Consider the following 21,213-nt stretch of genomic DNA (forward strand, 5'->3'; position numbering starts at 1 on the left):
GCCAACCCCGTTCACCTGCCGCGCACCGTCCCGGTAGTGCCGGCCGCTGGCCGGCAAGCCCGTTCATCCGCCGCGTTCCGTCCCGGTAGTGCAGGCCGCTGGCCGGCAACCCGGTTCACCCGCCGCGCGCCGTCCCGGTAGTGCCGGCCGCTGGCCGGCAACCCCGTTCACCCGCCGCGCGCGCGATCGGCCGCGGCGGCATCGATGGCTTCGGGCAGATCGGTCTCGCGGTCGATCTGCGGGAAGTGGCGGCGCTCCATGCGGCGGATGGCGAAATGCATCCACGCCAGTGCCGCGGCCACCAGCACGAACAGCAGCATGAAGCAGCTGCTCCAGATGCCCAGCGCATCGTTCAGCGCACCGAACACGATCGGCAGGATGAAGCCACCCAGCCCACCGATCATGCCGACCACGCCGCCCACCGCGCCCACGTGCTGCGGGTAGTACACCGGGATGTGCTTGTAGACCGCCGCCTTGCCCAGCGACATGAAGAAGCCCAGCACGAACACCAGCACGGTGAACAGCACCACGCCGATGGCCAGGTGGAAGTGGATCGGGCCGTGGATGCCCTTCACCACGTATTCGGTGTCCGGGTAGGCCAGCAGGAAGGTGCAGATGGCCGAGACGCCGAAGGTCCAATACATCACCCGGCGCGCGCCCATCCTGTCCGACATCCAGCCACCCACCACGCGGAACAAGCTGGCCGGGATCGAGTAGCACGCCGCCAGCATGCCGGCGGTGCCCACGTCCATGCCGTAGGCGCCCACCAGGTAGTGCGGCAGCCACAATGCCAGCGCCACGAAGCCGCCGAATACGAAGAAGTAGTACAGCGAGAACCGCCACACCTGCAGGTTCTTCAGCGGTGCCATCTGCTCGGCGAACGGCACCGGCTTCACGCCGTCGCGGCGGCGCTGTTCCAGCGACGGGTCTTCCTTGCTGAAGAGGAAGAACAACACCGCAGTGACGGCCAACCCCACCGCCCAGACCTTGGCCACCATGGTCCAGCCTGCGGCCACCATCACCAGCGGCGCCAGCAGTTTGGTCACCGCAGCGCCGATGTTGCCGGCGCCGAAGATGCCCAGCGCGGTGCCCTGCTTGCTGGCCGGGAAGAACTTCGATACGTAGGCCACGCCTACCGAGAAGTTGCCACCGGCAATGCCCACGCACAACGCGGCGAACAGGAACTGGGTGTAGGTCTGTGCATAGGTCAGCATCCAGGTGGCCACTGCGCCACACAGCATCACCAGCACCATCACCTTGCGGCCACCGAACTGGTCGGACCAGATGCCAAGGAACACGCGGCTGACCGAACCGGTCAGCACCGGCGTGGCGATCAACAAGCCGAACTCGGTGTCGTTCAGTCCGAGCTGCTGGCTGATCTGGATGCCGATGATCGAGAAGATCATCCACACAGCGAAACACACGGTAAAAGCAAAAGTGCTCAGCCACAGCGCACGCTGCTGCTGCCCGGCACTGGCGAGGGCAAGGGCCTGGTTCATGGGTTCTCCTCGTTCACGATGGGTCAGCCGATATCCGCTTCAGCTTCGATCTCTTCCAGCCCGCGCACCGGATAGCGTTCCTGCAGCTGCAGCAGGTAGGCCTGTACTTCGCGCTGCCGCACCTGCAGTTCCAGATAGTCACGCAGCTGCGGCAGCACCGCCTTGAACGGCTGCGGCTGGCCTTCTTCGCGGGCGTCGATGCAGACCACGTGGTAGCCCCAGCGCGACTCCACCGGGAAGCCGGCCAGGCCTTCGCGCAGGCGGAATACCTGGCGATCAAACTCCGGCGTGGTCTGGCCACGTTGCAGCCAGCCGAGATCACCGCCCTCGCTGCTGGAGGGGCAACGCGAATGGCGCAGGGCGAAATCGGCGAACAGGTGCGGCGATTCCTTCAGCAGCCCCACCAGCCGCTCACCTTCTGTGCGTGCGGCGAACCGCCCGGCCACGTCGTCGGCCGGTGCCGCCAGCAGGATATGGCGCAGGCGCACGCGATCGGGCGAGCGGAAGCGCTCAGGATTCTGCTCGAAGTAACGCCGGCAGTCGTCGTCGGTCGGTACACGGTCCTCGATCGCATCTTCCAGCAGTTGCTGGATCAGCACTTCCTCATCGCTGACCCGGCCGCCCTCGGGCGCCTGCAGGCCCCGCCGCTGCGCCTCCAGCCGCAGCAACTCGCGCACCACCAGTGCACGCGCCGCCTCGGCGCGTGACTGTTCCGGGCGCATCGCCCGATGGTGCTGCATCTCGCGGGCGATCTCGGCCTCGCTGATGGCGGTCTCGTCCACGAACAGCCGGCACGGTGCCGGCTGCCCGAGTGAACGCGGCCCGTGCTCCGCTGCATCGTGGTGGTGCGAATGCGCCTCGGCGGGCACCGGTGCGGCGGAGTCGATCACGGTGATCGGCAGGAATTTCGGCAGGCTGCCCATGGCTTACTCCCGCGGCCCGTAGCGCAGCGTGGCCTGGCGCCGGCGCACCACCTGGTAGGGCCGCCACAGGTAACTGATCGGAATGCTCCACACATGCACCAGGCGGGTGAACGGCGCGATCAGGAACAGGGTCAGGCCCAGGAAGATGTGCATCTTGTAGACCCAGCTGACGCCTTCGATGTAGTCGGCGGCACCGGCACGGAAGGTCACGATGTGCTGGGCCCATTCGGCCAGCTGCACCATCACCCCGCCGTCCAGGTGGCCAGCCGAAATGCGGATGCTGTACAGGCCCAGGCACAGCTGGGCGAACAGCAGCACCAGCACCAGCGTGTCGCCAAAACTACCGGTGGCACGCACGCGCGCATTGAACAGGCGGCGCACCAGCAGGATGCTGATGCCGATGAAGCACAGCGCGCCGAACACACCGCCGACCACCATCGCCAGCATCTGCTTCTGCGAGGAGGTGATGAAGTGCTCGTACACCGCGTGCGGGGTCAGCAGGCCGACCAGATGACCACCAAGGATGGCCAGAATGCCGATGTGGAAGCAGTTGCTGCCGATCCGCATGCCCTTGTCCGACAGCATCTGGCTGGAGCCGGTGCGCCAGGTGTACATGGCCTTGTCATAGCGGGCCCAGCTGCCGATCAGCAGCACCGCCACGGCGATGTACGGGTAGTACTGGAAGGCGAATTGATGCAGGGAGTAACTCATGGCTGGACCTCTCGATGCGAAGGACGGGCCGGCGAACGCACGGGCGGCTTGCAGTCTTCGGCAGGGGCTTCGGCGCCGAAGCGCACCGCCTCCTCCTCCCACAAGCGGTCCATGGCTTCGGCGGTATCGTCGCGGACTTCTTCACTGGCTCGCTGGCGCAGTGCGTGCAGATCGGCCTTGCCGTCGCCGGCTTCGACCAGGATCTCGAACAGCACCCGATGCGGCAGCTCGCGCTCGGCGGCGCGCGCGGCCAGCATCCCGGCGATGTGGCCGATGTGGTGCAGCCACTCACGGGCCTCGCTGCCGGGCCGATGGGCCAGGAACTCCAGCAGCAGCGGCAGGTAGTCCGGCAGCTCGCGTGCGTCCAGCTCGAAGCCGTTGCGCCGGTAGGTTTCGACCAGATCGACCATGGCCTGGCCACGGTCGCGCGATTCGCCATGGATGTGTTCGAACAGCAGCAGGCTCATCGAACGGCCACGGTCGAAACTGGCCAGCCAGGCGGCCTGCGCATCCAGCGCATCGGTGCCCAGCAGCTGCTGCACGAAGCTGCGCAGCTGCTGGCGGCGGGCGGCGTTCAGCGCCGGGTCGTCGCAGGCGGCGAACAGTTCCTCGCCGTGCTGCCACAGTTCCTCGCGGGGGTAGTCCAGCAGCACCCCGACCAGCTTGAGCACGCTCATCACACCACCTCCTTGCGGCGGTGGTTCGGCCCCTTGTCCACCACGAACGTGCTGGTGCTGCGCTGGCCGAACAGGTCGGCCGGGCTGTCACCGTTGCAGCCATTGCCGAAGGTGAAGCCGCAGCCGCCGCGCTCGCCGAAGGCATCGTTGGCATATTCGCGGTGGCCGGTCGGAATCACGAAACGGTCCTCGTAGTTGGCGATGGCCAGGTAGCGGTACATCTCTTCCACCTGGGCAATGCTCAACCCGGTCTGCTCCAGCACCGCGGTGTCTTCCACGCCGTCCACGTTCTTGGCGCGGCGCCAGGCACGCATCGCCATCAGCCGCTCCAGCGCGCGCACCACCGGTGCCTCGTCACCGGCCGTCAGCAGGTTGGCCAGGTAACGCATCGGGATACGCAGCGAGGCGACGTCCGGCAGTTCGCCGCTCATGCCCACCCGGCCACGCTCGGCGGCCGACTGGATCGGCGAAAGCGGCGGCACGTACCAGACCATCGGCAGCGTGCGGTATTCCGGGTGCAGCGGCAGCGCCAGCTTCCAGTCGATGGCCAGCTTGTAGACCGGCGACTGCTTGGCCGCGTCCAGCCAGCTGTCCGGGATGCCCTCCTTGCGCGCGGCAGCGATCACCGCCGGGTCGTTCGGGTCCAGGAAGATGTCCAGGTGCGCCTGGTACAGGTCCTTCTCGGCCGCCACCGAGGCGGCCTCGGCAATGCGGTCGGCGTCGTACAGCATCACGCCCAGGTAGCGGATGCGGCCCACGCAGGTCTCCGAGCACACGGTCGGCTCGCCCATCTCGATGCGCGGGTAGCAGAAGATGCACTTCTCCGACTTGCCGCTCTTCCAGTTGTAATAGATCTTCTTGTACGGGCAGGCCGACACGCACATGCGCCAGCCACGGCACTTGTCCTGGTCGATCAGCACGATGCCGTCTTCCTCGCGCTTGTAGATCGCGCCCGACGGGCACGCCGATACGCACGCCGGGTTCAGGCAGTGCTCGCACAGGCGTGGCAGGTACATCATGAAGGTCTTCTCGAAGGCGCCGTAGATCTCCTTCTGCACCTGGTCGAAGTTGTAGTCACGCGAGCGCTTGCTGAACTCCGAACCGAGGATTTCCTCCCAGTTCGGGCCCCACTCGATCTTCTGCATGCGCTCGCCACTGATCAGCGAGCGTGGCCGCGCGGTGGGCTGGTGCTGGCTGTCCTTGGCGGTGTGCAGGTTCTGGTAGTCGAAGTCGAACGGCTCGTAGTAATCGTCGATCTGCGGCAGGTCCGGGTTGGCGAAAATCTTGGCCAGCATCCGCCAGCGGCCACCGGCACGCGGCACCAGCTTGCCGGCACGGGTGCGCACCCAGCCGCCATTCCACTTGTCCTGGTTCTCCCATTCCTTCGGGTAGCCGATGCCCGGCTTGGTTTCCACGTTGTTGAACCAGGCGTACTCGACGCCCTCGCGCGAGGTCCAGACGTTCTTGCAGGTGATCGAGCAGGTATGGCAGCCGATGCACTTGTCCAGGTTCAGCACCATCGCGATCTGTGCACGGACCTTCATCACACCACCTCCTTGGCGGCGGCCGGCACGGCCTCGCCATCAAGCCAATCCACCTTGTCCATCTTGCGTACGATCACGAACTCGTCGCGGTTGGTGCCGCAGGTGCCGTAGTAGTTGAAGCCATAGGCCAGCTGCGCGTAGCCACCAATCATGTGGGTCGGCTTGAGCACGATGCGGGTCACCGAGTTGTGGATGCCGCCGCGGGTGCCGGTCACTTCCGAGCCGGGCACGTTGATGATGCGTTCCTGGGCGTGGTACATCATCGCCATGCCCGGCATCACGCGCTGGCTGACCACCGCACGCGCGGCGATCGCACCGTTGACGTTGAACAGCTCGATCCAGTCGTTGTCGACGATGCCGGCACTGCGCGCGTCATCCTCGCTCAACCATACGATCGGGCCACCGCGCGACAGCGTCTGCATGATCAGGTTGTCGCTGTAGGTGCTGTGGATGCCCCACTTCTGGTGCGGGGTGATCCAGTTCAGCACGATCTCCTTGTTGCCGTTCGAGCGCTTGTTCAGCAGCGGCTCCACCGTGCGCGTGTTGACCGGCGGCCGGTAGCCCATGAAGGCTTCGCCGAAGTCGATCATCCACTCGTGGTCCTGGTAGAACTGCTGGCGGCCGGTCACCGTGCGCCACGGAATCAGTTCGTGCACGTTGGTATAGCCGGCGTTGTAGCTGACGTTGTCGTCTTCCAGCCCCGACCAGATCGGCGAGGAGATGATCTTGCGCGGCTGCGCCTGGATGTCACGGAAGCGGATCGCCTCGTGCTCCTTGCCCACCGCCAGGTGGGTATGCTCACGGCCGGTGAAGGTACCCAACGATTCCCAGGCCTTCACTGCCACGTGGCCATTGGTTTCCGGCGCCAGGTGCAGGATCACTTCGGCCGCGTCGATCGCGGTCGAAATGGCCGGGCGACCGTGGCTGACGCCCTCGTCGTGCACGGTGTGGTTGAGCTTGCCGAGGAATTCGACCTCGTGCTTGGTGTCCCAGCTCATGCCCTTGCCGCCGTTGCCCAGCTTGTCCAGCAGCGGGCCCAGCGAGGTGAACTTGCGGTACAGGTTCGGGTAGTCGCGCTCCACCACCGTCATCGACGGCATGGTCTGGCCCGGAATGGCCTCGCACTCACCCTTCTTCCAGTCAGCCACCCCGAATGGCATGCCCAGCTCGTTGGGGGTGTCGTGCAGCGTGGGCACCAGCACCAGGTCCTTTTCCACGCCCAGCACGCCCGGTGCCATCTCGCTCACGGTGCGGGCGACCTCCTTGAAGATCTCCCAGTCACTGCGCGATTCCCACGCCGGGTCCACCGCCTTGGACAGCGGATGGATGAACGGATGCATGTCCGAGGTATTGAGGTCGTCCTTCTCGTACCAGGTTGCGGTCGGCAGCACGATGTCCGAGTACAGCGCGGTGGTGCACATGCGGAAGTCGAGCGTGACCAGCAGGTCCAGCTTGCCCTCCGGTGCCTCGTCGCGCCACTTCACCTCCTCCGGCTTGATCGCGCCCATCTCGCCCAGGTCCTTGCCCTGCAGGCCATGGCGCGTGCCGAGCAGATGCCGCAGCATGTACTCATGGCCCTTGCCCGAAGAACCGAGCAGGTTCGAGCGCCAGATGAACATCATGCGCGGATGGTTCTGCTGCGCATCCGGATCGGCGAAGGCAAAGTCCAGCGAACCGTCCTTGAACTTGCCCAGCGCATAGTCGGCCGGGGCCACGCCGGCCGCTTCCGCCTCGCGCACCAGCTGCAGCGGATTGCGGTCCAGCTGCGGCGCGCACGGCAACCAGCCCATGCGCACGGCGCGCAGGTTGAGGTCGGCCAGGCTGCCGCTGTACTTGCTGGCATCGGCCAGCGGCGAGAGCAGCTCATCCACCTGCAGCTTCTCGTAACGCCACTGCCCGGTGTTGAAGTAGAAGTACGAGGTGCCGTTCATGTGCCGTGGCGGGCGGCTCCAGTCCAGGCCGAACGCCAGCGGCTGCCAGCCGGTCTGCGGGCGCAGCTTTTCCTGCCCCACGTAATGCGCCCAGCCGCCACCGGTCTGGCCCACGCAGCCACACATGATCAGCATGTTGATCAGGCCGCGGTAGTTCATGTCGTTGTGGAACCAGTGGTTCATGCCCGCGCCGACGATGATCATCGAGCGGCCATGGGTCTTGTCGGCGGTACGCGCGAACTCGCGGGCGATCTCGATCACCTCCGCACGCGACACGCCGGTGATGCGTTCCTGCCAGGCCGGGGTGCCCGGCACCATGTCGTCGAAACTCGATGCCACGTTGCCGCCGCCGAAGCCACGGTCCACGCCGTACTGGGCCAGCAGCAGGTCGTAGACCGTGGCTACCAGGGTCTGGCCGCCGTCGGCCAGGGCCAGGCGACGCACCGGAATGTTGCGGTCAAGCACGTCATCGGCCGGTGCTGCGGTCCAGCCGTCGGTCTCGATGCCACCGAAGTACGGGAAGCTCACCGCCTCGATGCCGTCGTGGGTTTCAGACAGGCTCAGCTGCAGGCGCGTATCGGCGCCGTTGCTGGCCTTCTCTTCAATGTTCCAGCGGCCCTTCTCGCCCCAGCGGAAACCGATCGAGCCGTTCGGCACCACGATCTGGCCGCTGGTTTCGTCATAGGCAAGGGTCTTCCAGTCGGGGTTGTTGGCTTCGCCCAGCCCGCCCAGTTCACTGGCGCGCAGGAAGCGGCCCGGCACCAGCCGGCCATCGTCGCGACGTTCCAGGCGCACCAGCATCGGCATGTCCGAGTACTGGCGGCAGTAGTCCTGGAAGTACTGCGACGGCGAATCGACGTGGAATTCGCGCAGGATCACGTGGCCAAAGGCGAAGGCCAGCGCTGCGTCGGTGCCCTGCTTGGGGTGCAGCCAGTGGTCGGTCAGCTTGGCCAGCTCGGAATAGTCCGGGCAGATCGCCACCGTCTTGGTGCCGTTGTAACGCACCTCAGTGAAGAAATGCGCGTCGGGCGTGCGCGTCTGCGGCACGTTCGAGCCCCAGGCGATGATGTAGCGGCTGTTGTACCAGTCGGCCGATTCCGGCACGTCGGTCTGCTCGCCCCAGATCTGCGGCGAGGCCGGCGGCAGATCGCAGTACCAGTCGTAGAAGGACAGGCAGGCGCCGCCCAGCAACGACAGGTAGCGTGCGCCGGCCGCGTAGGACACCATCGACATCGCCGGGATCGGAGAGAAGCCGACCACGCGGTCCGGGCCGTACTGCTTCACCGTGTACAGGTTGGAGGCCGCAATGATCTCGTTGGCCTCTTCCCACTGCAACCGCACGAAGCCGCCCATGCCGCGGCGGGTCTTGTACGAACGCGCCTTTTCCTTGTCCTCGACAATGCTGGCCCAGGCATCGACCGGTGCCTTGCTCTTGCGCGCTTCGCGCCACAGGCGCAGCAGCGTGCCGCGGATCAGCGGGTACTTCAGGCGATTGGCGCTGTACAGGTACCAGGAATAGCTGGCGCCACGCGGGCAGCCACGCGGTTCATGGTTGGGCAGGTCCGGGCGCGTGCGCGGGTAGTCGGTCTGCTGGGTTTCCCAGGTGACCAGGCCGTTCTTGACGTAAATCTTCCAGCTGCACGAGCCGGTGCAGTTCACGCCATGGGTGGAGCGCACGACCTTGTCGTACTGCCAGCGGGCGCGGTAACTGTTTTCCCAGTCGCGGCCCTCGCTCTTGGCAAATCCATGGCCATCGGCAAAAGACTGGGGGTCACGCTTGAAGAACTGCAAGCGATCGAGGAAGTAACTCATCGGGGGTCTCCCTTTGCGGACATCTGCAACGTGGCTGTGGTGTTCATTGGCTGCGGTGCGTTTTCATGTTGTCAGCAGGGTGTCTCGGCACCGCGCCGGTAGTACCACCACCAGGTCACGGCCAGGCAGGTGATGTAGAAAACAACGAATCCGTACAGCGCCATGTCGGGGCTGCCGGTCAAGGTGATGGACGAGCCGTAGCTCTTGGGGATGAAGAAGCCGCCATAGGCGCCGATCGCACCGGAGAAGCCGACCACGGCGGCCGACTCGATGCTGGCCTGGTGCGCGGCCGCCGCCTTGCCTTCGGCGCTGTCGTTGGCCGACCAGCGCTCATGCAGGGTGCGGAAGATCACCGGAATCATGCGGAAGGTGGTGCCGTTGCCGATGCCACTGAGCACGAACAGCGCCATGAAGCTGAGCAGGAAGCCATGGAAGTGGCCGCCCTGGCCGTGGCTGGGCAGGAAGTGCAGCACCCCGAACACGGCGGCGATCATCAGCGCAAACACCCAGAAGGTCAGGCGCGCGCCGCCCCAGCGGTCGGCCAGGCTGCCGCCCACCGAGCGCATCAACGCACCCAGCAGCGGGCCGATGAAGGCGTAGGCCAGCGGATTCACGTCCGGGAACTGGCTCTTCACCAGCATCGGGAAGCCGGCCGAGAAACCGATGTAGGAACCGAAGGTGCCGATGTACAACCAGCACATCAGCCAGTTGTGCTTGCGGCGGAAGATCACCGCCTGCTCGGAGAACGACGAGCGCGCACTGGTCAGGTCATTCATGCCGAACCAGGCCGCAACCGCACAGATCGCGATCGCCGGCACCCAGATGAAACCTGCGTTCTGCACGAACAGCGGCGCCCCGCCCTCCACCGTGGGCTGCGGTGCACCACCCAGCGCACCGAACACGCCCACGGTGATGACCAGCGGGATCACCGCCTGCGCCACCGACACGCCCACATTACCCAGGCCGGCATTCAGGCCCAATGCCAGGCCCTGCTTCTGCTTGGGGTAAAAGAAGGAGATGTTGGACATCGACGACGAGAAGTTCGCGCCACCGAAGCCACACAGGATCGCAATGACCACGAACACCCAGTAGGGGGTGGCCGGGTCCTGCACCGCAAAGCCCAGCCAGATCGTCGGTGCCAGCAGCGAGGCGGTGGACAGCGCCGTCCAGCGGCGGCCACCGAAGATCGGAATCACGAACGAATAGAAGATGCGCAAGGTTGCGCCGGACAGGCTGGGCAGCGCCACCAGCCAGAACAGCTGGTCGGTGCTGAAGTTGAAACCGATCTTCGGCAGGCTGATCGACACCGCCGAGAACAGTACCCAGACCGAGAAGGCCAGCAGCAGCGAGGGGATCGAGATGACCAGGTTGCGGGTCGCCACCCGCTTGCCGGTGCGCTCCCAATAACCGGGGTCTTCCGGCGTCCAGTCGCTGATGACGCGGCCCGGACGGGCAGTGCTGCGGACAACAGGATCGCTACCGACGGTCATACATGGCTCCAAGGCTGTGGAATGACGTGGGTAAAGCGTTTCAAGTTGTGACCCGTCGTCATGCAGCCATTAGGCGGCGCAGCCAGGACGACGGGGTTGATCTGGATCAATCAGGGCCGGGTTTTCACCCTGGCCCTGACAAATGTCAAACCGATGAAGCGGTGCTGCGCCGGGTTACCCCGCGTTGGCGCACGCTGTCACGCACGTCCACGTCGAACTGCAGCTGAAGCTGGCCGCCCTCATCCAGGGCGATGTCGAACGGCAGGCCGTCACGGCACGGCAGGCGGGCCGCCAGTGCCTCGACCGCCGCACGCGGCAATACCAGGCGGCAGAAGGTACCGCCATCCAGCAGCACGGGCTGCTCACCGGCATGCAGCGAGACCGCCATGCCCCAGCCTTCGATGCCGCCGAAGCGGGTCATGTTCTCGACCGATTCACCGGCCAGCAGGCGCGCCAGCTCGGCCTCGTCCAGGCGAAGCCGTACCGACTGGTCCTGCAACTGCACTTTCATGACGCAACATCCTCCCATTGTTCGGGGGTATTGCAGTTGACCAGCCCAGCCTCGTCAACGGGGGCCAGGGTGACGGTGCTCACGCCCAGGCGGCGCTGCAGCGCCTGCAGCGAACGCGGGCCGTTGGGGTCATCCAGCATCGATGCCAGCGCGGCCCGGCAAGCATCGTCCAAATCCAGCAGCATGGGCAGGGAGTGGCCCGTAAAGATCGTGCACGGACTGCGATGACCGTCACGCAATTGCTGTAACAGACGCGGGGGCAGCAGCGGCGTATCCACCGGCACCACCCAGGCCGGGCCATCGGGCATGTGCATGGCCACACTATGGAGCCCGCCCAGCGGGCCACAGCGCGCCACCCGGTCGGGGATGCCGCCGAAAGCCGGATAGTTGCCGCTCACCCAGACCCGCTGGGCGCCGGCCCGCAACAACAGGCCGCGCATGTGCTCCAGCAGCGTGCGCCCCTGCCACGGCAGCAGGGCCTTGTCGCGGCCCATGCGGGTGGACAGGCCACCGGCCAGCACGATGCCGTTGATGGTTCCGCTCACGGTAGAGCCACGCCATGCGTGGCTGCGCCGGTTGGATACGTGGGAACGGCCCCATCCACGCATGGCGTGGATCTACTGAACCCCACCGCCATCCGGGCATTCGGTGGTAGAGCCACGCCATGCGTGGCTGCATCGGCCGGGTGGGCCGGGAAAGCCCCATCCACGCATGGCGTGGATCTACTGGCGTCAGGGGCTGTGGCTGTGCGCATGTGCGGGCTCGCTGTCCGCGTGGCAGAGGCTGCAGCCCTCGCTCCACGCGCTGTCGCCGTCCTCGTAATGCTCCTGCTTCCAGATCGGGCACTGGTGCTTGACGGCTTCGATCAGCTGCCGGCAGGCCCGGAACGCCTCGTCGCGGTGCGGGCTGCCTGCGGCCACCACCACCGCCACATCGCCGATGCCCAGGCGGCCCCTGGCGTGCGCCACGTACAGCTTCAGTTTCGGCCCGAACGCCGCCTCCACGTCCGCGGCCAGGCGCTTGAACTCGTTCAGCACCAGCGGCTCGAACAGGTCATAGGTGATGCCGGTTACCGGCCGGCCGACATTGACGTCGCGCACCTTGCCGATGAACACATCGATGCCGCCAAAGCCCGGATCGGATACTGCCGCGATACCCTCCGCCGGATCGATCCCCGCATGCGCGCGGTCCACCACCTTCGCGATGATCTTCTCGCTCATGGCTCAGCCCCCGCTTACCGGCGGCAGGATCGCCACCCGGCCATCGTCGGGCAGTGCCTCGTGGTCGCGCAGCACGCGTTGCTGGTCGGCGAATGCCGAGTAGTCCAGCAGGCCGGCGCGGAAAGCGGGCCAACGCACCGGCAACAGCTCGCGCAGCGCCTGGCGCAGGTCGGCCACGGTGCCACCGGCCACCTCGACCGCGATTTCGCGGCTGGCATCCAGATCGGAAAAGGCACCGAACAACTGCAGATTCACCTGTTTCATCATCACTCCTGGCTCACCAGCTGCACTGGTTCGTGGTGACCCCAGCCCTGCACGCGCACGTAGGTGCCTGCGTTGGCCAGGTCTCCCTCGGCCTCCAGCACCACCCAGGCGTTGGCCTGCAGCATCGACATCAAACGGAACGACTCCTGCCCGGACAGCACGCGCGCACTCAGGCGCCCCTGCGCGTCCACTTCCACCCGCGCACGCGCGTGGAAGCGCAGCCCCGGCGGCTTGCGCACGTCGGCCTGCAACGGCAGCTGCAACACGGTTTCCGGCGCCAGCCCCAGCAGGCGGCGCAGCACCGGCTCCACGAAGAAGCGCTGGCCGACGGCGGCCGAGACCGGGTTGCCGGGCAGGCCGAAGTACAGCGCGCCATTGGGCAGCACCGCAAACAACAACGGCTTGCCGGGGCGGATCGCCACCTTGTGGAACACGATGCGCGCACCGCGACCGCGCAGCGCATCGGGAACGAAATCGTAGCGGCCGGCCGACACCGCGCCGGTACTGATCAGCAGCTGCGCACCGGCGGCCAGCGCTTGATCCAGCACCGCGTTGAACGCGGCCACGTCATCGCCCACCGTGCCCTGCCAGACCACCTCGGCACCGGCCGCCTGCAGGCGCCCCACCAGATACGGCCGGTTGCTGTCACGGATCTGGCCGGATTCCAGCGTCTGCGCAGCCTCGGTCACCAGCTCCTTGCCGGTGGCGATCACCGCCGCCTTCGGCCGCGCCACCACCGCTACCTCGCCCACGCCGATGGCGTGCAGCAGCGTGCGCGCGTTGATGTCCAGCACCTGCCCGGCCTGCAGCACGCACTCGCCTTCGCTTACATCCTGGCCACGCAGGCGCACGTGCTGGCCCGGCTTCACCACGCCCTTCAACGCGATGCGGGTCGGGCGGCCGTCCTCGCTGGCGAGGACCTCCACATTCTCGATCGGCACCACGGTATCCAGTCCGGACGGCATGCGCGCGCCGGTCATGATTTCCCAGGCACCCTCGCCGCCCTCGGCACCGGCATCGCCGGCAGCCTGCCAGCCCTGCACGGCGAATTCGGTACCCGCGTCGAACGCAGCACCGCTGGCGCGCAGCGCGAAGCCGTCCATCGCCGAGTTGTCGAACGGCGGCAGCGACTGACCACTGATGATGTCACTGGCCAGGGTGCGTCCACCCGCCTCATGCAACGGCAGGCGCTCGGCGGGCAGTGGCGTGGCCGCCTCCAGCAGGTGCTGCAACGCTTCGCTGTAGGCAATCATCAGTGGCCACCACCGTCGATCATCGCCAAGGCGTGGCCCAGGACCGGCGCCAGGATGTCCAGACACTGCGCCGCCGCCTTCGGGCTGCCGGGCAGTGCGAACACCAGCATACCGCCCAGCTGCACCACCTCGGCGCGGCTCAGCCAGGCCATCGGCGTGTGCTGCGCGCTCAGCGCCCGCACCATCTGCGCCAGGCCATGCACCGGCCGCGCGTTCAAGGAACGCAGCGCCTCCGGCGTCAGGTCACGGGGGCCCAAGCCGGTACCGCCCGTGCACAGGCACAGGCGTACACCGTCGGCGGCCAATGCCTGCAGGCGCCCAGCCAGCGGCTCGATGCCGTCGGGCAGCAGTTCAGCGGCCAGCACCTCGCCACCCAGCTTCTCCAAACCGGCCACCAACGTTGGGCCGGACACATTTTCGTAGCTGCCCTCGCTGGCGCGGTCGCTCAGCGTGATCACCGCGCACGCAGCGCCCTCCAGGCCCTTCGGTGCACGCGGGTTGAAGCGCGCGCGCTCGGCCTCGTCCATGCCGTCGGGGTGCAGCCACACACCGCGCTTGCCACCTTCCTTGAACAGCAGGCGGATACCTTCGATGCGCAGTGCTGGCTCCACCGGCTTGCTCAGGTCGTACAGGGTCAGCAGCGCCGCGTTGACGCCAGCCAGTGCCTCCATCTCCACACCGGTGCGCGCCTCGCTGGCGCACTCGCACCACACGCGGATCGCCTGCCGTTCCGGTACCGGCGCGCAGAACACCTGCACCAGCTCCAGCGGCAACGGGTGGCACAGCGGCATCAGCATCGAGGCCATCTTGGCGCCCTGCAGGCCGGCAATCTCGGCCATCACCAGCGCATCGCCCTTGGGCAGGCGGCGCTCGACAATCAACGGATACGCCACCGGGCCGGCATGCAGTTCGCCCACCGCCACCGCGCGGCGGCGGGTGATGCGCTTGTCGCGGACATCGGCCATATGGAAGGCCGCATTCAATTCCCCACTCATCGTGTTGCTCATCCTCCGATGGAGGCCAGGTGCGGGGTGAGCCCGGTCTGGCCCTGGTGCAGGCCATGCCCGGCCGCTTTCAGGCCAAGCTGGGTGGTGATGCGCGCCAGCAGCGCGTCATGGTCATCGTCGCTTTGCAGCAGCGGCCGCAGCGGCACGCCGAACTCGCCGAACAGGCACAGCCGCAGGTCGCCCTTGGCGGTCACCCGCAGGCGGTTGCAGCCCTTGCAGAAGTCACGCGAATACGGCGCGATGATGCCGATGCTGCCGCGATGGCCGGGGTGGCCGAACTCGCGCGCCGGACCGGCGTCGGCCGCGCGCGGGCGCTCGTGCCAGCCAGCGGCCAGCAGCTGCTCGATCACCACGTCGGCACGCAGGTGGTGGCGCTGGAAATAGGCTTCGTTGTCGCCAGTGCGCATCAGTTCGATGAAGCGCACGCTGAAGGGGCGGTCGCGCAGGTAGTCCATCCATTGCGGCAGCTCGTCGTCGTTCAGGCCGCGCAGCAGCACCGCATTGAGCTTGATCGCCGGCAGGCCCCGTGCCTGCGCCAGGGCCAGGCCCTGCTCGATCTCCGGCAGGCGGTCGTGCCCGGTAATGGTCCTGAAGCGCTCGCGCTGCAGGCTGTCCATGCTTACGTTCAACGCGGTCAGCCCCGCCCGGTGCCAGCCCGGCAGGCGCCGCGGCAGCAGCGTGCCGTTGGTGGTGATGGCCACCTTGCGGATGCCCGGCACCGCCGCAACCGTGGCGATGATCTCGTCCAGGTCCTTGCGCAGGCTCGGCTCGCCACCTGTCAGGCGGATCTTGCTCATGCCCAGTGCCGCGAACGCGCGCACCAGGCGCGCGATTTCATCCACCTGCAGGAAACGCGGCCGGCCATCGGCCTGGTAGCCGTCGGGCAGGCAGTAGCTGCAACGGAAGTTGCAGGCTTCGGTCAACGACAGGCGCAGGTACGGAAAGCTGCGTCCGAAACCGTCGGTGAGTTGGCTCATGGCGGGTCCACCTTGTTGCTCCACGGTCTTGCCTGTGCCCGGAACGGCCCGGATACCCTCGTCTGCTGGAGTGATTGCCACACTACGCGTCGCGCACATGCGTGGGCATGACTTAAATCAATCGTCTCCGGCCCCGCACGGTGGGCGTTGTGGCAGCATGCGGCTTTCCGTGCAGCGGGCGTGTGACAACTCTCATGATGATGAACGATTTCCAGCAGCTGCTGCACGCCGCCGGGCAGCAGGCCGAACCGCAACGATTGTTGTTCGTATTCGCACGCGCCGAACTCCCCGAGTCGCCGACCGACGACCAGCGCGACCGGCATGACCGCCGCGAGGGCGGCACCCTGTCGCCGGTGCTGTGCGTGGACAAGCTGCCCGCCGAAGTGCCCAGCTTCCACGCGCTGGCGGCTGAATCGACCACCACCGGCATCGACTGGGACCTGGTGTTCGTGGCCGCGATGGACGGCCGCGCCGGCATCGCCCCCAACAGCGACGAGGCCGCGCGCCCGCTGCGGTTGATGGTCAATGCGATCCACGATGGTCAGATCGGTCGCTTCGCCGCCTTCGACCGCGACGGCGAGCCCGTTCAGTTCTATTGAGCCACCCGCTGCAGGGTCAGGAAGAAGATCACCAGCACGGTGTTCAGGCCCCAGGCCACGGTCAGCCCGCGCGCGGCCACGCCCAGGTTGGGGGTGTGTGCGCTGGGCGCCGCCCGCCAGACCGCCGGGATGATCCAGCCGGTATAGAGCAGCAGCACGGCAAATACTCCCAGCAGCAACGGGGTGCGCTGGTTGGCCAGCGCCCAGAGAGCCACCGCCCACAGGATATTGCTGGGAATGACGCCCTGCAGCCAGAACACAGTCCAGAGGCGGGAACGGCCCGGGGTGTCGGGCGCCGGGTGCAGCGAGGCAGTGGCGGTCATAAGTCTCCTTCTGTGTAGGAAACGTGCCGGGCAAGCGTGCGCTTGGTGGCTGGGCGCGTCAACCCGAGTCGCATGTCACGCTTTGGCGTCCGCAGAGTCCTGCGATGCTGAACTCAGCGCCCCTCCCTAGGGGTGCTTGTCGCCATTGCCCCTCCCCGCCCCCTCCCTTCCACCCGTCAACCTCGACTCCTGTCGCAGATTGCATGGTGCGGGCGGATCACCGCGCCAGCCAGCACTGGCGGTGCTTAACAGCGTGGGAGAATGCCGAAAGCGTCTCCAATCGCGTGAAGTTTGCAACTCTTCTGATTGGCATTGCACAGCGCCAGGGGCTCAGATGGCGTGCCACCGGAAAAGGGTGGCCGGGCTTCGAATCCCGTGTTGGCTTTGAGTAAGTGCGCTTGCCAGCCGGCGTCACCATGCGTGGCGCCGGCTGGCAATCCGTCTGCCGGCTATGGCGGGCGGTGCGTTGGGGGCGTTCGCGCCCGCCGGCTTGAGGCCAACCCGGATTCGAACCACGTACCGCCCGCCACCTTTCGGGTGGCGGCTACCGATTGCCCTGCACGGAGCCCTGTCATGAACGAAACCGACTTCCCCCATCCGCACGCCTACCGCGGCCCGACCGATGCGGACGAACCCTCTGCGCCCCCAACATCCGCCAATGCCACCACCTTCATTGCCCATCTGAACCGCATCGGCAACGGCGCAGCGGCGGATGGCCAGCCGTGGCCGGAACGCTACCTGCTGCCCGGGCGCCGCCTTGCACTGGCCGACGCCGATGGCGCGCTTGCCGGGCTGCGGGTGGTGCACGAAATCCTGCTGGCCGCCGAGCGGACCCGGCAGAACGGCGAACCCGAAGAATACGTGGGCGACAGGGTGATGGAGGGACTGAAACTGGCGTGCCTGGCACTGGGCTCGCAGGCAGGGGTGCGCCTGCAGGTGGACGCGGCGCCGTAACACGACGCGCAGGTCGACGAGGCAGCGCCATCACGCTGCCTCGTTCCCTCTTTGCCTGCCGCCCTCGGGCGTGCAGCCCGCATCGCCTGCTCAGGACTGCCTCGTCACCCACGCCCACACGCGCGTCCAGATCTCCGGCGCGATCGAGACATGCTTGCCCGGATTTGCTGGATCAGCCACGCGCATTCCGTGGTCGGCCTCCGGGTACACCCAGTAGTCCAGGTTGCTGCGGCCACGCGACAGGAACGCCACCATCGCAACGTCGGTGTTGATGATCGGAGCCTTGTCATCGTCCCCGCCCTGCACCAACAGCAGCGGGATCTGCAACGCCAGCATGTCGTCCACCACGGCGTGCGCCCCGAACCCGGACCAGCGTCGGTTGGTCTCGCCCATGAATGTCTGTTCCAGGCCAAGTGGATCGGCATGGATCGCCCTGATGGCGGCGAAGATCTCCTCGATGGCGGCCTGCGCTTCTGCGCGGGTGATCTCGCCCCGTTCCGCACGCAGCCGTTGCTCGATGATGAAGTCCTGGTACTGCGGCAAGGCCAGGCCGCCCCAGCCCACGGCCTTGTCCGCGCGCACCAGGCCGGCCACCGCAAAGACGTACTGCGCCCCCTCCGACCCACCCATGATCACGACCTGGTCAACCCTGTCGCCCAGCGTGCGGCGCGCTGCGGCAACGGCCAGCACCGTGCGCGCGATCAACGTGTCGCGCGCGAGCCCCGCACGGTAGGTGGGCCCATCCAACGGAAGCGGTCGTCCCTTGGCCGGGTCCAGGCGCATCTCGGCTGAAAACGGAACGCCGGGCTTGTCGACCAGCAGGAAATGCGCGCGGTCGCGGAATGCGAAGAGATCGCGGGGAAAACTGGTTCCCTGGCTGCCGTCGCTGAAGCGCTGGAAGTGCGGAAAGGCGCCTGAGCCTGGCAGCCAGACCACCAGCGGTCCCTTTTCCTCCGGGTTGACGTTGTCGATGTGCCAGCCAATGTCCCCCAGGGCCGGGTCATGTACCACATGGCTATCGAACTGCGCAGGCGTTGCCGCCTCCAGCGCAGCCGCAGGGCTTGCCAGCACCGCCAGAACCACCGCCAGAATCAAGCGCATCACCTTCCCCTTGATGTGTTACTGCACTGCTCCGATACGTTGCACAGCCCGGTAGCGGGCCACAAGTGCGCAACGTACCCGTGCCGGGGCGGGCGTCGCAGGGTAGACCTGGACCTGGCCGGTGCGTGCCGATTGCGTGCGAATTCCGTGCAACCGGCATCGCCTTTCCCGCATCAATCTGTCTGGACATCACCCGGAACCTGACCATGGACAGCGCACGATCCCACCCACGATGGGCAACACTTGTTGCGTTGGCATGCCTCTGCCAGCCCAGCATGGGCGCAGCCGCGCCGGCATGCGAGGCCGCACGCGCCCCTGCCCCGGCGCTCTTCGACGTTCCGTTCGACCTCGTTGATGGGCGCATCTATGTGCAGGCCCAGGTCAACGACACCGGCCCCTTCCGCTTTGCCGTGGATACCGGCGCCAGCGGCATGGCCCGCGCCGACAGCAGGCTGGTGCGCACACTGGCCCTGCCTCCCGGTGGCAGCGCGTTGAACTTCGACGGCCTGCAGAACGCCGAAGCCACTACCGTGCACATCGATTCCCTGAGCCTCGGCGCGTTGCGCCACCGCGACATCACGGCCATCGCCCGCGACTACAACGCCCGGCAACTGGAACCGGAGACGTTTGACGGCATCCTCGCGCGCGGGTTCTTCGGCGACGGCCTGCTGACCATCGACTACCCGCGCCGGCGCCTGCAGTTCACGCGCGGGCCCGGGCTGTCGGCCGACCAGCCGGATACCCTGCCCTACACGCGTGCATTCCGTATTCCGGTCACGATCGGCACGCTGCAGACCGAGGCCCAGCTCGATACCGGTGCAAACGTCACCCTGGTGTTGCCGAGCACGCAGTACGCAAAGGCATCTGCGGCCGGCCTTCCCGCCCAACGCGAGCGGCTGACGCTCGGCCATGGTGAACTCAGCAGCGGGCGCGTGCACTTTGGGGGAACGCTGCAGGCCGGAGCGCTGACGCTGCGGGATTTCGAGGTGCGCGTCGCCGAGCGCTACCCCGAAGCGGTGATCGGCGCACATGCACTGCAGGCCAGCGTGGTTTTGATCGACCAGGGCTCGCAGCGGGTTGCGATCTGCCCGGCCACAGCAGCGCCCGCATCGCCCTGATCATTCTGCGTGATCGCGCGGGCCTGTCACTGCCGTCGTTCTTCTGATTGGCATTGCACAGCGCGAGCTGCGCATTCCAGCGCCATGGCCACTTGTTGACGTGAACAGCCATGCTTAATATCCACGCGTATCGGCAATGCCAGCCCGCCCCAAGGCGCACCGCCGATGGACACGCAGACCGGCGGCCAAGGCCCCGGCACAGGAAGTACCCGCCCTCAAGGAAGAACCATGGCCCGTTCGTTGAAGCTTCTCTTGATCGCCATCCTGCTTGCAGGCGCGGCTGTATTCCTCTGGAACTACACCACACTGCAACAGCAGGCCCGTGATGTGCGTACGACGGATTCCCGCAATGCAGGCATCGAGGTATTCACGCACTATGGCTACTTCGTCAATCCGAAAGTGCTCGTGTTCGACCTCCGCGGACTGTCCGGTGACAACAGTCCGATGGATGTGACCCGGACACTGCTGCAGTTTGCCGAACGGCAGAAGCACCGCAGGTTCGATCGGGTAATCCTGGCGTACAAGGGCACTGCAAAGTTCGAGCTGAAGGGGGACTACTTTCATACCCTTGGCAACGACTACGAGCACCAGAACCCTGTCTATACGCTGCGCACGCTGCCGGAGAATGTCTACCGGCTGGATGGCGCGCCGGCTTTCGGAACCTGGACTGGCGGACTGCTGGGCGTGGTCGGCAAACAGATGGAAGACCTGAATGAACTGCACAAGCAGTGGTATCTGGCGGAGTACGCGACCGGTGGCTGATGCAAGGTTCATCCTCCCGCTTTTTAGCCTGATTGCCTGCCTGCCCGCCCACGCCGCGCAGAACGCCCCCGCCGACGTCAAGGCGATCGAACAGGTGGTCGAGTCTTTCCGCACCTCGCTGATCAACAAGGACAAGCCGACCTACATGGGCCTGTTCTTCTCGGACAAACCGGAAGATATCGGCTGGCAGTACGTTTCGGAGGATGTGCGCCTGCAGGACATCCGCAAGGCCAAGCCCGATGCGATCAAGGCGCGGAAGATTCCCACCAATAATTTCATCGCGCTGATCGATGGCGCCGTAGCATCGCCGAAACCGAGGGAGGAGAAATTCTTCAATACGAAGATCGAAACGGATGGCGATGTGGCCTCGGTGTCGTTTGACTACAGCTTCCACGACGATGGGGCGAAGATTAACTGGGGCAAGGAGATGTGGCAGCTGATCCGCACCGAAGGTGGCTGGAAGATCTTCTCGGTGATCTATTCGATCCGCGATTCACGCAGCCCGGCGGAGTGAACCGCCAGCGGCCGCGCCCAGCA

The 21,213-nt window shown here is 66.4% G+C and carries 21 protein-coding genes; 5 read left to right on the top strand and 16 right to left on the bottom strand.

Annotated features, from left to right (window positions below):
* Positions 1–167 precede the first annotated feature (167 nt).
* From ACMZPQ_RS21675 to moaA, 14 genes are all read right to left on the bottom strand, one after another.
* Positions 168–1,499: an MFS transporter gene (locus tag ACMZPQ_RS21675; RefSeq protein WP_197581709.1), complete on the bottom strand. Its 1,332-nt coding sequence runs from the start codon at positions 1,497–1,499 to the stop codon at positions 168–170.
* A gap of 23 nt (positions 1,500–1,522) precedes the next feature.
* Entirely contained in the window at positions 1,523–2,422 is a 900-nt protein-coding gene (locus ACMZPQ_RS21680; RefSeq protein ID WP_197581707.1) for a peptidylprolyl isomerase, read from the bottom strand.
* Positions 2,423–2,425: 3 nt separating this feature from the next.
* Positions 2,426–3,133 (bottom strand): respiratory nitrate reductase subunit gamma, encoded by a 708-nt coding sequence (narI, locus tag ACMZPQ_RS21685; protein WP_006449390.1) that lies wholly within the window; start codon positions 3,131–3,133, stop codon positions 2,426–2,428.
* Positions 3,130–3,810, bottom strand: coding sequence for a nitrate reductase molybdenum cofactor assembly chaperone (gene narJ / locus ACMZPQ_RS21690; RefSeq protein WP_197581705.1), 681 nt, complete (start codon positions 3,808–3,810; stop codon positions 3,130–3,132). The genes narI and narJ overlap by 4 nt, the downstream gene beginning before the upstream one ends.
* The gene (gene narH, locus ACMZPQ_RS21695) at positions 3,810–5,354 is read right to left on the bottom strand and encodes a nitrate reductase subunit beta (RefSeq protein WP_008268109.1); all 1,545 of its coding nucleotides are present in this window, start codon (positions 5,352–5,354) and stop codon (positions 3,810–3,812) included. Before narH ends, narJ begins: the two co-directional genes overlap by 1 nt.
* A complete protein-coding gene (locus ACMZPQ_RS21700; RefSeq protein WP_197581703.1) occupies positions 5,354–9,097 on the bottom strand; it encodes a nitrate reductase subunit alpha in 3,744 nt (1,247 codons plus the stop codon). The genes narH and ACMZPQ_RS21700 overlap by 1 nt, the downstream gene beginning before the upstream one ends.
* 71 nt (positions 9,098–9,168) lie before the next feature.
* Entirely contained in the window at positions 9,169–10,587 is a 1,419-nt protein-coding gene (locus ACMZPQ_RS21705) for a NarK family nitrate/nitrite MFS transporter (protein ID WP_197581702.1), read from the bottom strand.
* 145 nt (positions 10,588–10,732) lie between these two features.
* Positions 10,733–11,098, bottom strand: a complete 366-nt coding sequence (locus ACMZPQ_RS21710) for a DUF7009 family protein (RefSeq protein WP_197581700.1) — start codon at positions 11,096–11,098, stop codon at positions 10,733–10,735.
* Positions 11,095–11,643, bottom strand: a complete 549-nt coding sequence (mobA, locus tag ACMZPQ_RS21715) for an NTP transferase domain-containing protein (protein WP_197581698.1) — start codon at positions 11,641–11,643, stop codon at positions 11,095–11,097. The genes ACMZPQ_RS21710 and mobA overlap by 4 nt, the downstream gene beginning before the upstream one ends.
* Positions 11,644–11,829: 186 nt before the next feature.
* Positions 11,830–12,318 carry a molybdenum cofactor biosynthesis protein MoaE gene (locus ACMZPQ_RS21720; protein WP_197581697.1) on the bottom strand — a complete coding sequence of 163 codons (489 nt, stop codon included), beginning with the start codon at positions 12,316–12,318 and terminating at the stop codon, positions 11,830–11,832.
* A 3-nt stretch (positions 12,319–12,321) separates the two neighbouring features.
* Positions 12,322–12,582 (bottom strand): MoaD/ThiS family protein, encoded by a 261-nt coding sequence (locus ACMZPQ_RS21725; RefSeq protein WP_197581695.1) that lies wholly within the window; start codon positions 12,580–12,582, stop codon positions 12,322–12,324.
* A 2-nt stretch (positions 12,583–12,584) separates the two neighbouring features.
* Complete coding sequence (locus ACMZPQ_RS21730; protein ID WP_197581693.1) at positions 12,585–13,835, bottom strand: molybdopterin molybdotransferase MoeA; 1,251 nt, start codon at positions 13,833–13,835, stop codon at positions 12,585–12,587.
* The gene (moaCB, locus tag ACMZPQ_RS21735; protein WP_197581691.1) at positions 13,835–14,830 is read right to left on the bottom strand and encodes a bifunctional molybdenum cofactor biosynthesis protein MoaC/MoaB; all 996 of its coding nucleotides are present in this window, start codon (positions 14,828–14,830) and stop codon (positions 13,835–13,837) included. Before moaCB ends, ACMZPQ_RS21730 begins: the two co-directional genes overlap by 1 nt.
* 8 nt (positions 14,831–14,838) lie before the next feature.
* The gene (moaA, locus tag ACMZPQ_RS21740) at positions 14,839–15,819 is read right to left on the bottom strand and encodes a GTP 3',8-cyclase MoaA (RefSeq protein WP_197581689.1); all 981 of its coding nucleotides are present in this window, start codon (positions 15,817–15,819) and stop codon (positions 14,839–14,841) included.
* A 194-nt stretch (positions 15,820–16,013) separates the two neighbouring features.
* Between moaA and ACMZPQ_RS21745 the strand changes: the two genes are divergently transcribed.
* The gene (locus ACMZPQ_RS21745) at positions 16,014–16,418 is read left to right on the top strand and encodes a ribonucleotide reductase subunit alpha (protein WP_197581687.1); all 405 of its coding nucleotides are present in this window, start codon (positions 16,014–16,016) and stop codon (positions 16,416–16,418) included.
* Here the strand turns inward: ACMZPQ_RS21745 and ACMZPQ_RS21750 are convergent.
* Complete coding sequence (locus tag ACMZPQ_RS21750; RefSeq protein ID WP_197581685.1) at positions 16,412–16,741, bottom strand: hypothetical protein; 330 nt, start codon at positions 16,739–16,741, stop codon at positions 16,412–16,414. The two genes, ACMZPQ_RS21745 and ACMZPQ_RS21750, sit on opposite strands and share 7 nt — an antisense overlap.
* 573 nt (positions 16,742–17,314) lie before the next feature.
* On the opposite strand from ACMZPQ_RS21750, the gene ACMZPQ_RS21755 reads away from it, so the two are divergent.
* Entirely contained in the window at positions 17,315–17,695 is a 381-nt protein-coding gene (locus ACMZPQ_RS21755) for a hypothetical protein (protein ID WP_197581683.1), read from the top strand.
* Between the two features lie 90 nt (positions 17,696–17,785).
* Here the strand turns inward: ACMZPQ_RS21755 and ACMZPQ_RS21760 are convergent, their stop codons facing one another.
* Entirely contained in the window at positions 17,786–18,796 is a 1,011-nt protein-coding gene (locus ACMZPQ_RS21760) for an alpha/beta hydrolase family protein (protein WP_414486135.1), read from the bottom strand.
* A gap of 275 nt (positions 18,797–19,071) precedes the next feature.
* Here ACMZPQ_RS21760 and ACMZPQ_RS21765 point away from each other — a divergent pair, with 275 nt between their 5' ends.
* The 3 genes from ACMZPQ_RS21765 to ACMZPQ_RS21775 all read left to right on the top strand — a co-directional run bounded on the left by ACMZPQ_RS21765 (position 19,072) and on the right by ACMZPQ_RS21775 (position 21,190).
* Positions 19,072–19,914 (top strand): aspartyl protease family protein, encoded by an 843-nt coding sequence (locus tag ACMZPQ_RS21765; protein ID WP_197581679.1) that lies wholly within the window; start codon positions 19,072–19,074, stop codon positions 19,912–19,914.
* A gap of 228 nt (positions 19,915–20,142) precedes the next feature.
* Positions 20,143–20,676 carry a hypothetical protein gene (locus ACMZPQ_RS21770; RefSeq protein ID WP_197581677.1) on the top strand — a complete coding sequence of 178 codons (534 nt, stop codon included), beginning with the start codon at positions 20,143–20,145 and terminating at the stop codon, positions 20,674–20,676.
* Positions 20,627–21,190: a nuclear transport factor 2 family protein gene (locus ACMZPQ_RS21775; RefSeq protein WP_414486136.1), complete on the top strand. Its 564-nt coding sequence runs from the start codon at positions 20,627–20,629 to the stop codon at positions 21,188–21,190. The genes ACMZPQ_RS21770 and ACMZPQ_RS21775 overlap by 50 nt, the downstream gene beginning before the upstream one ends.
* Positions 21,191–21,213 lie beyond the last annotated feature (23 nt).

The sequence above is a fragment of the Stenotrophomonas maltophilia genome (genome assembly GCF_047497515.2).
In the GTDB taxonomy this organism is placed as follows: Bacteria; Pseudomonadota; Gammaproteobacteria; order Xanthomonadales; family Xanthomonadaceae; genus Stenotrophomonas.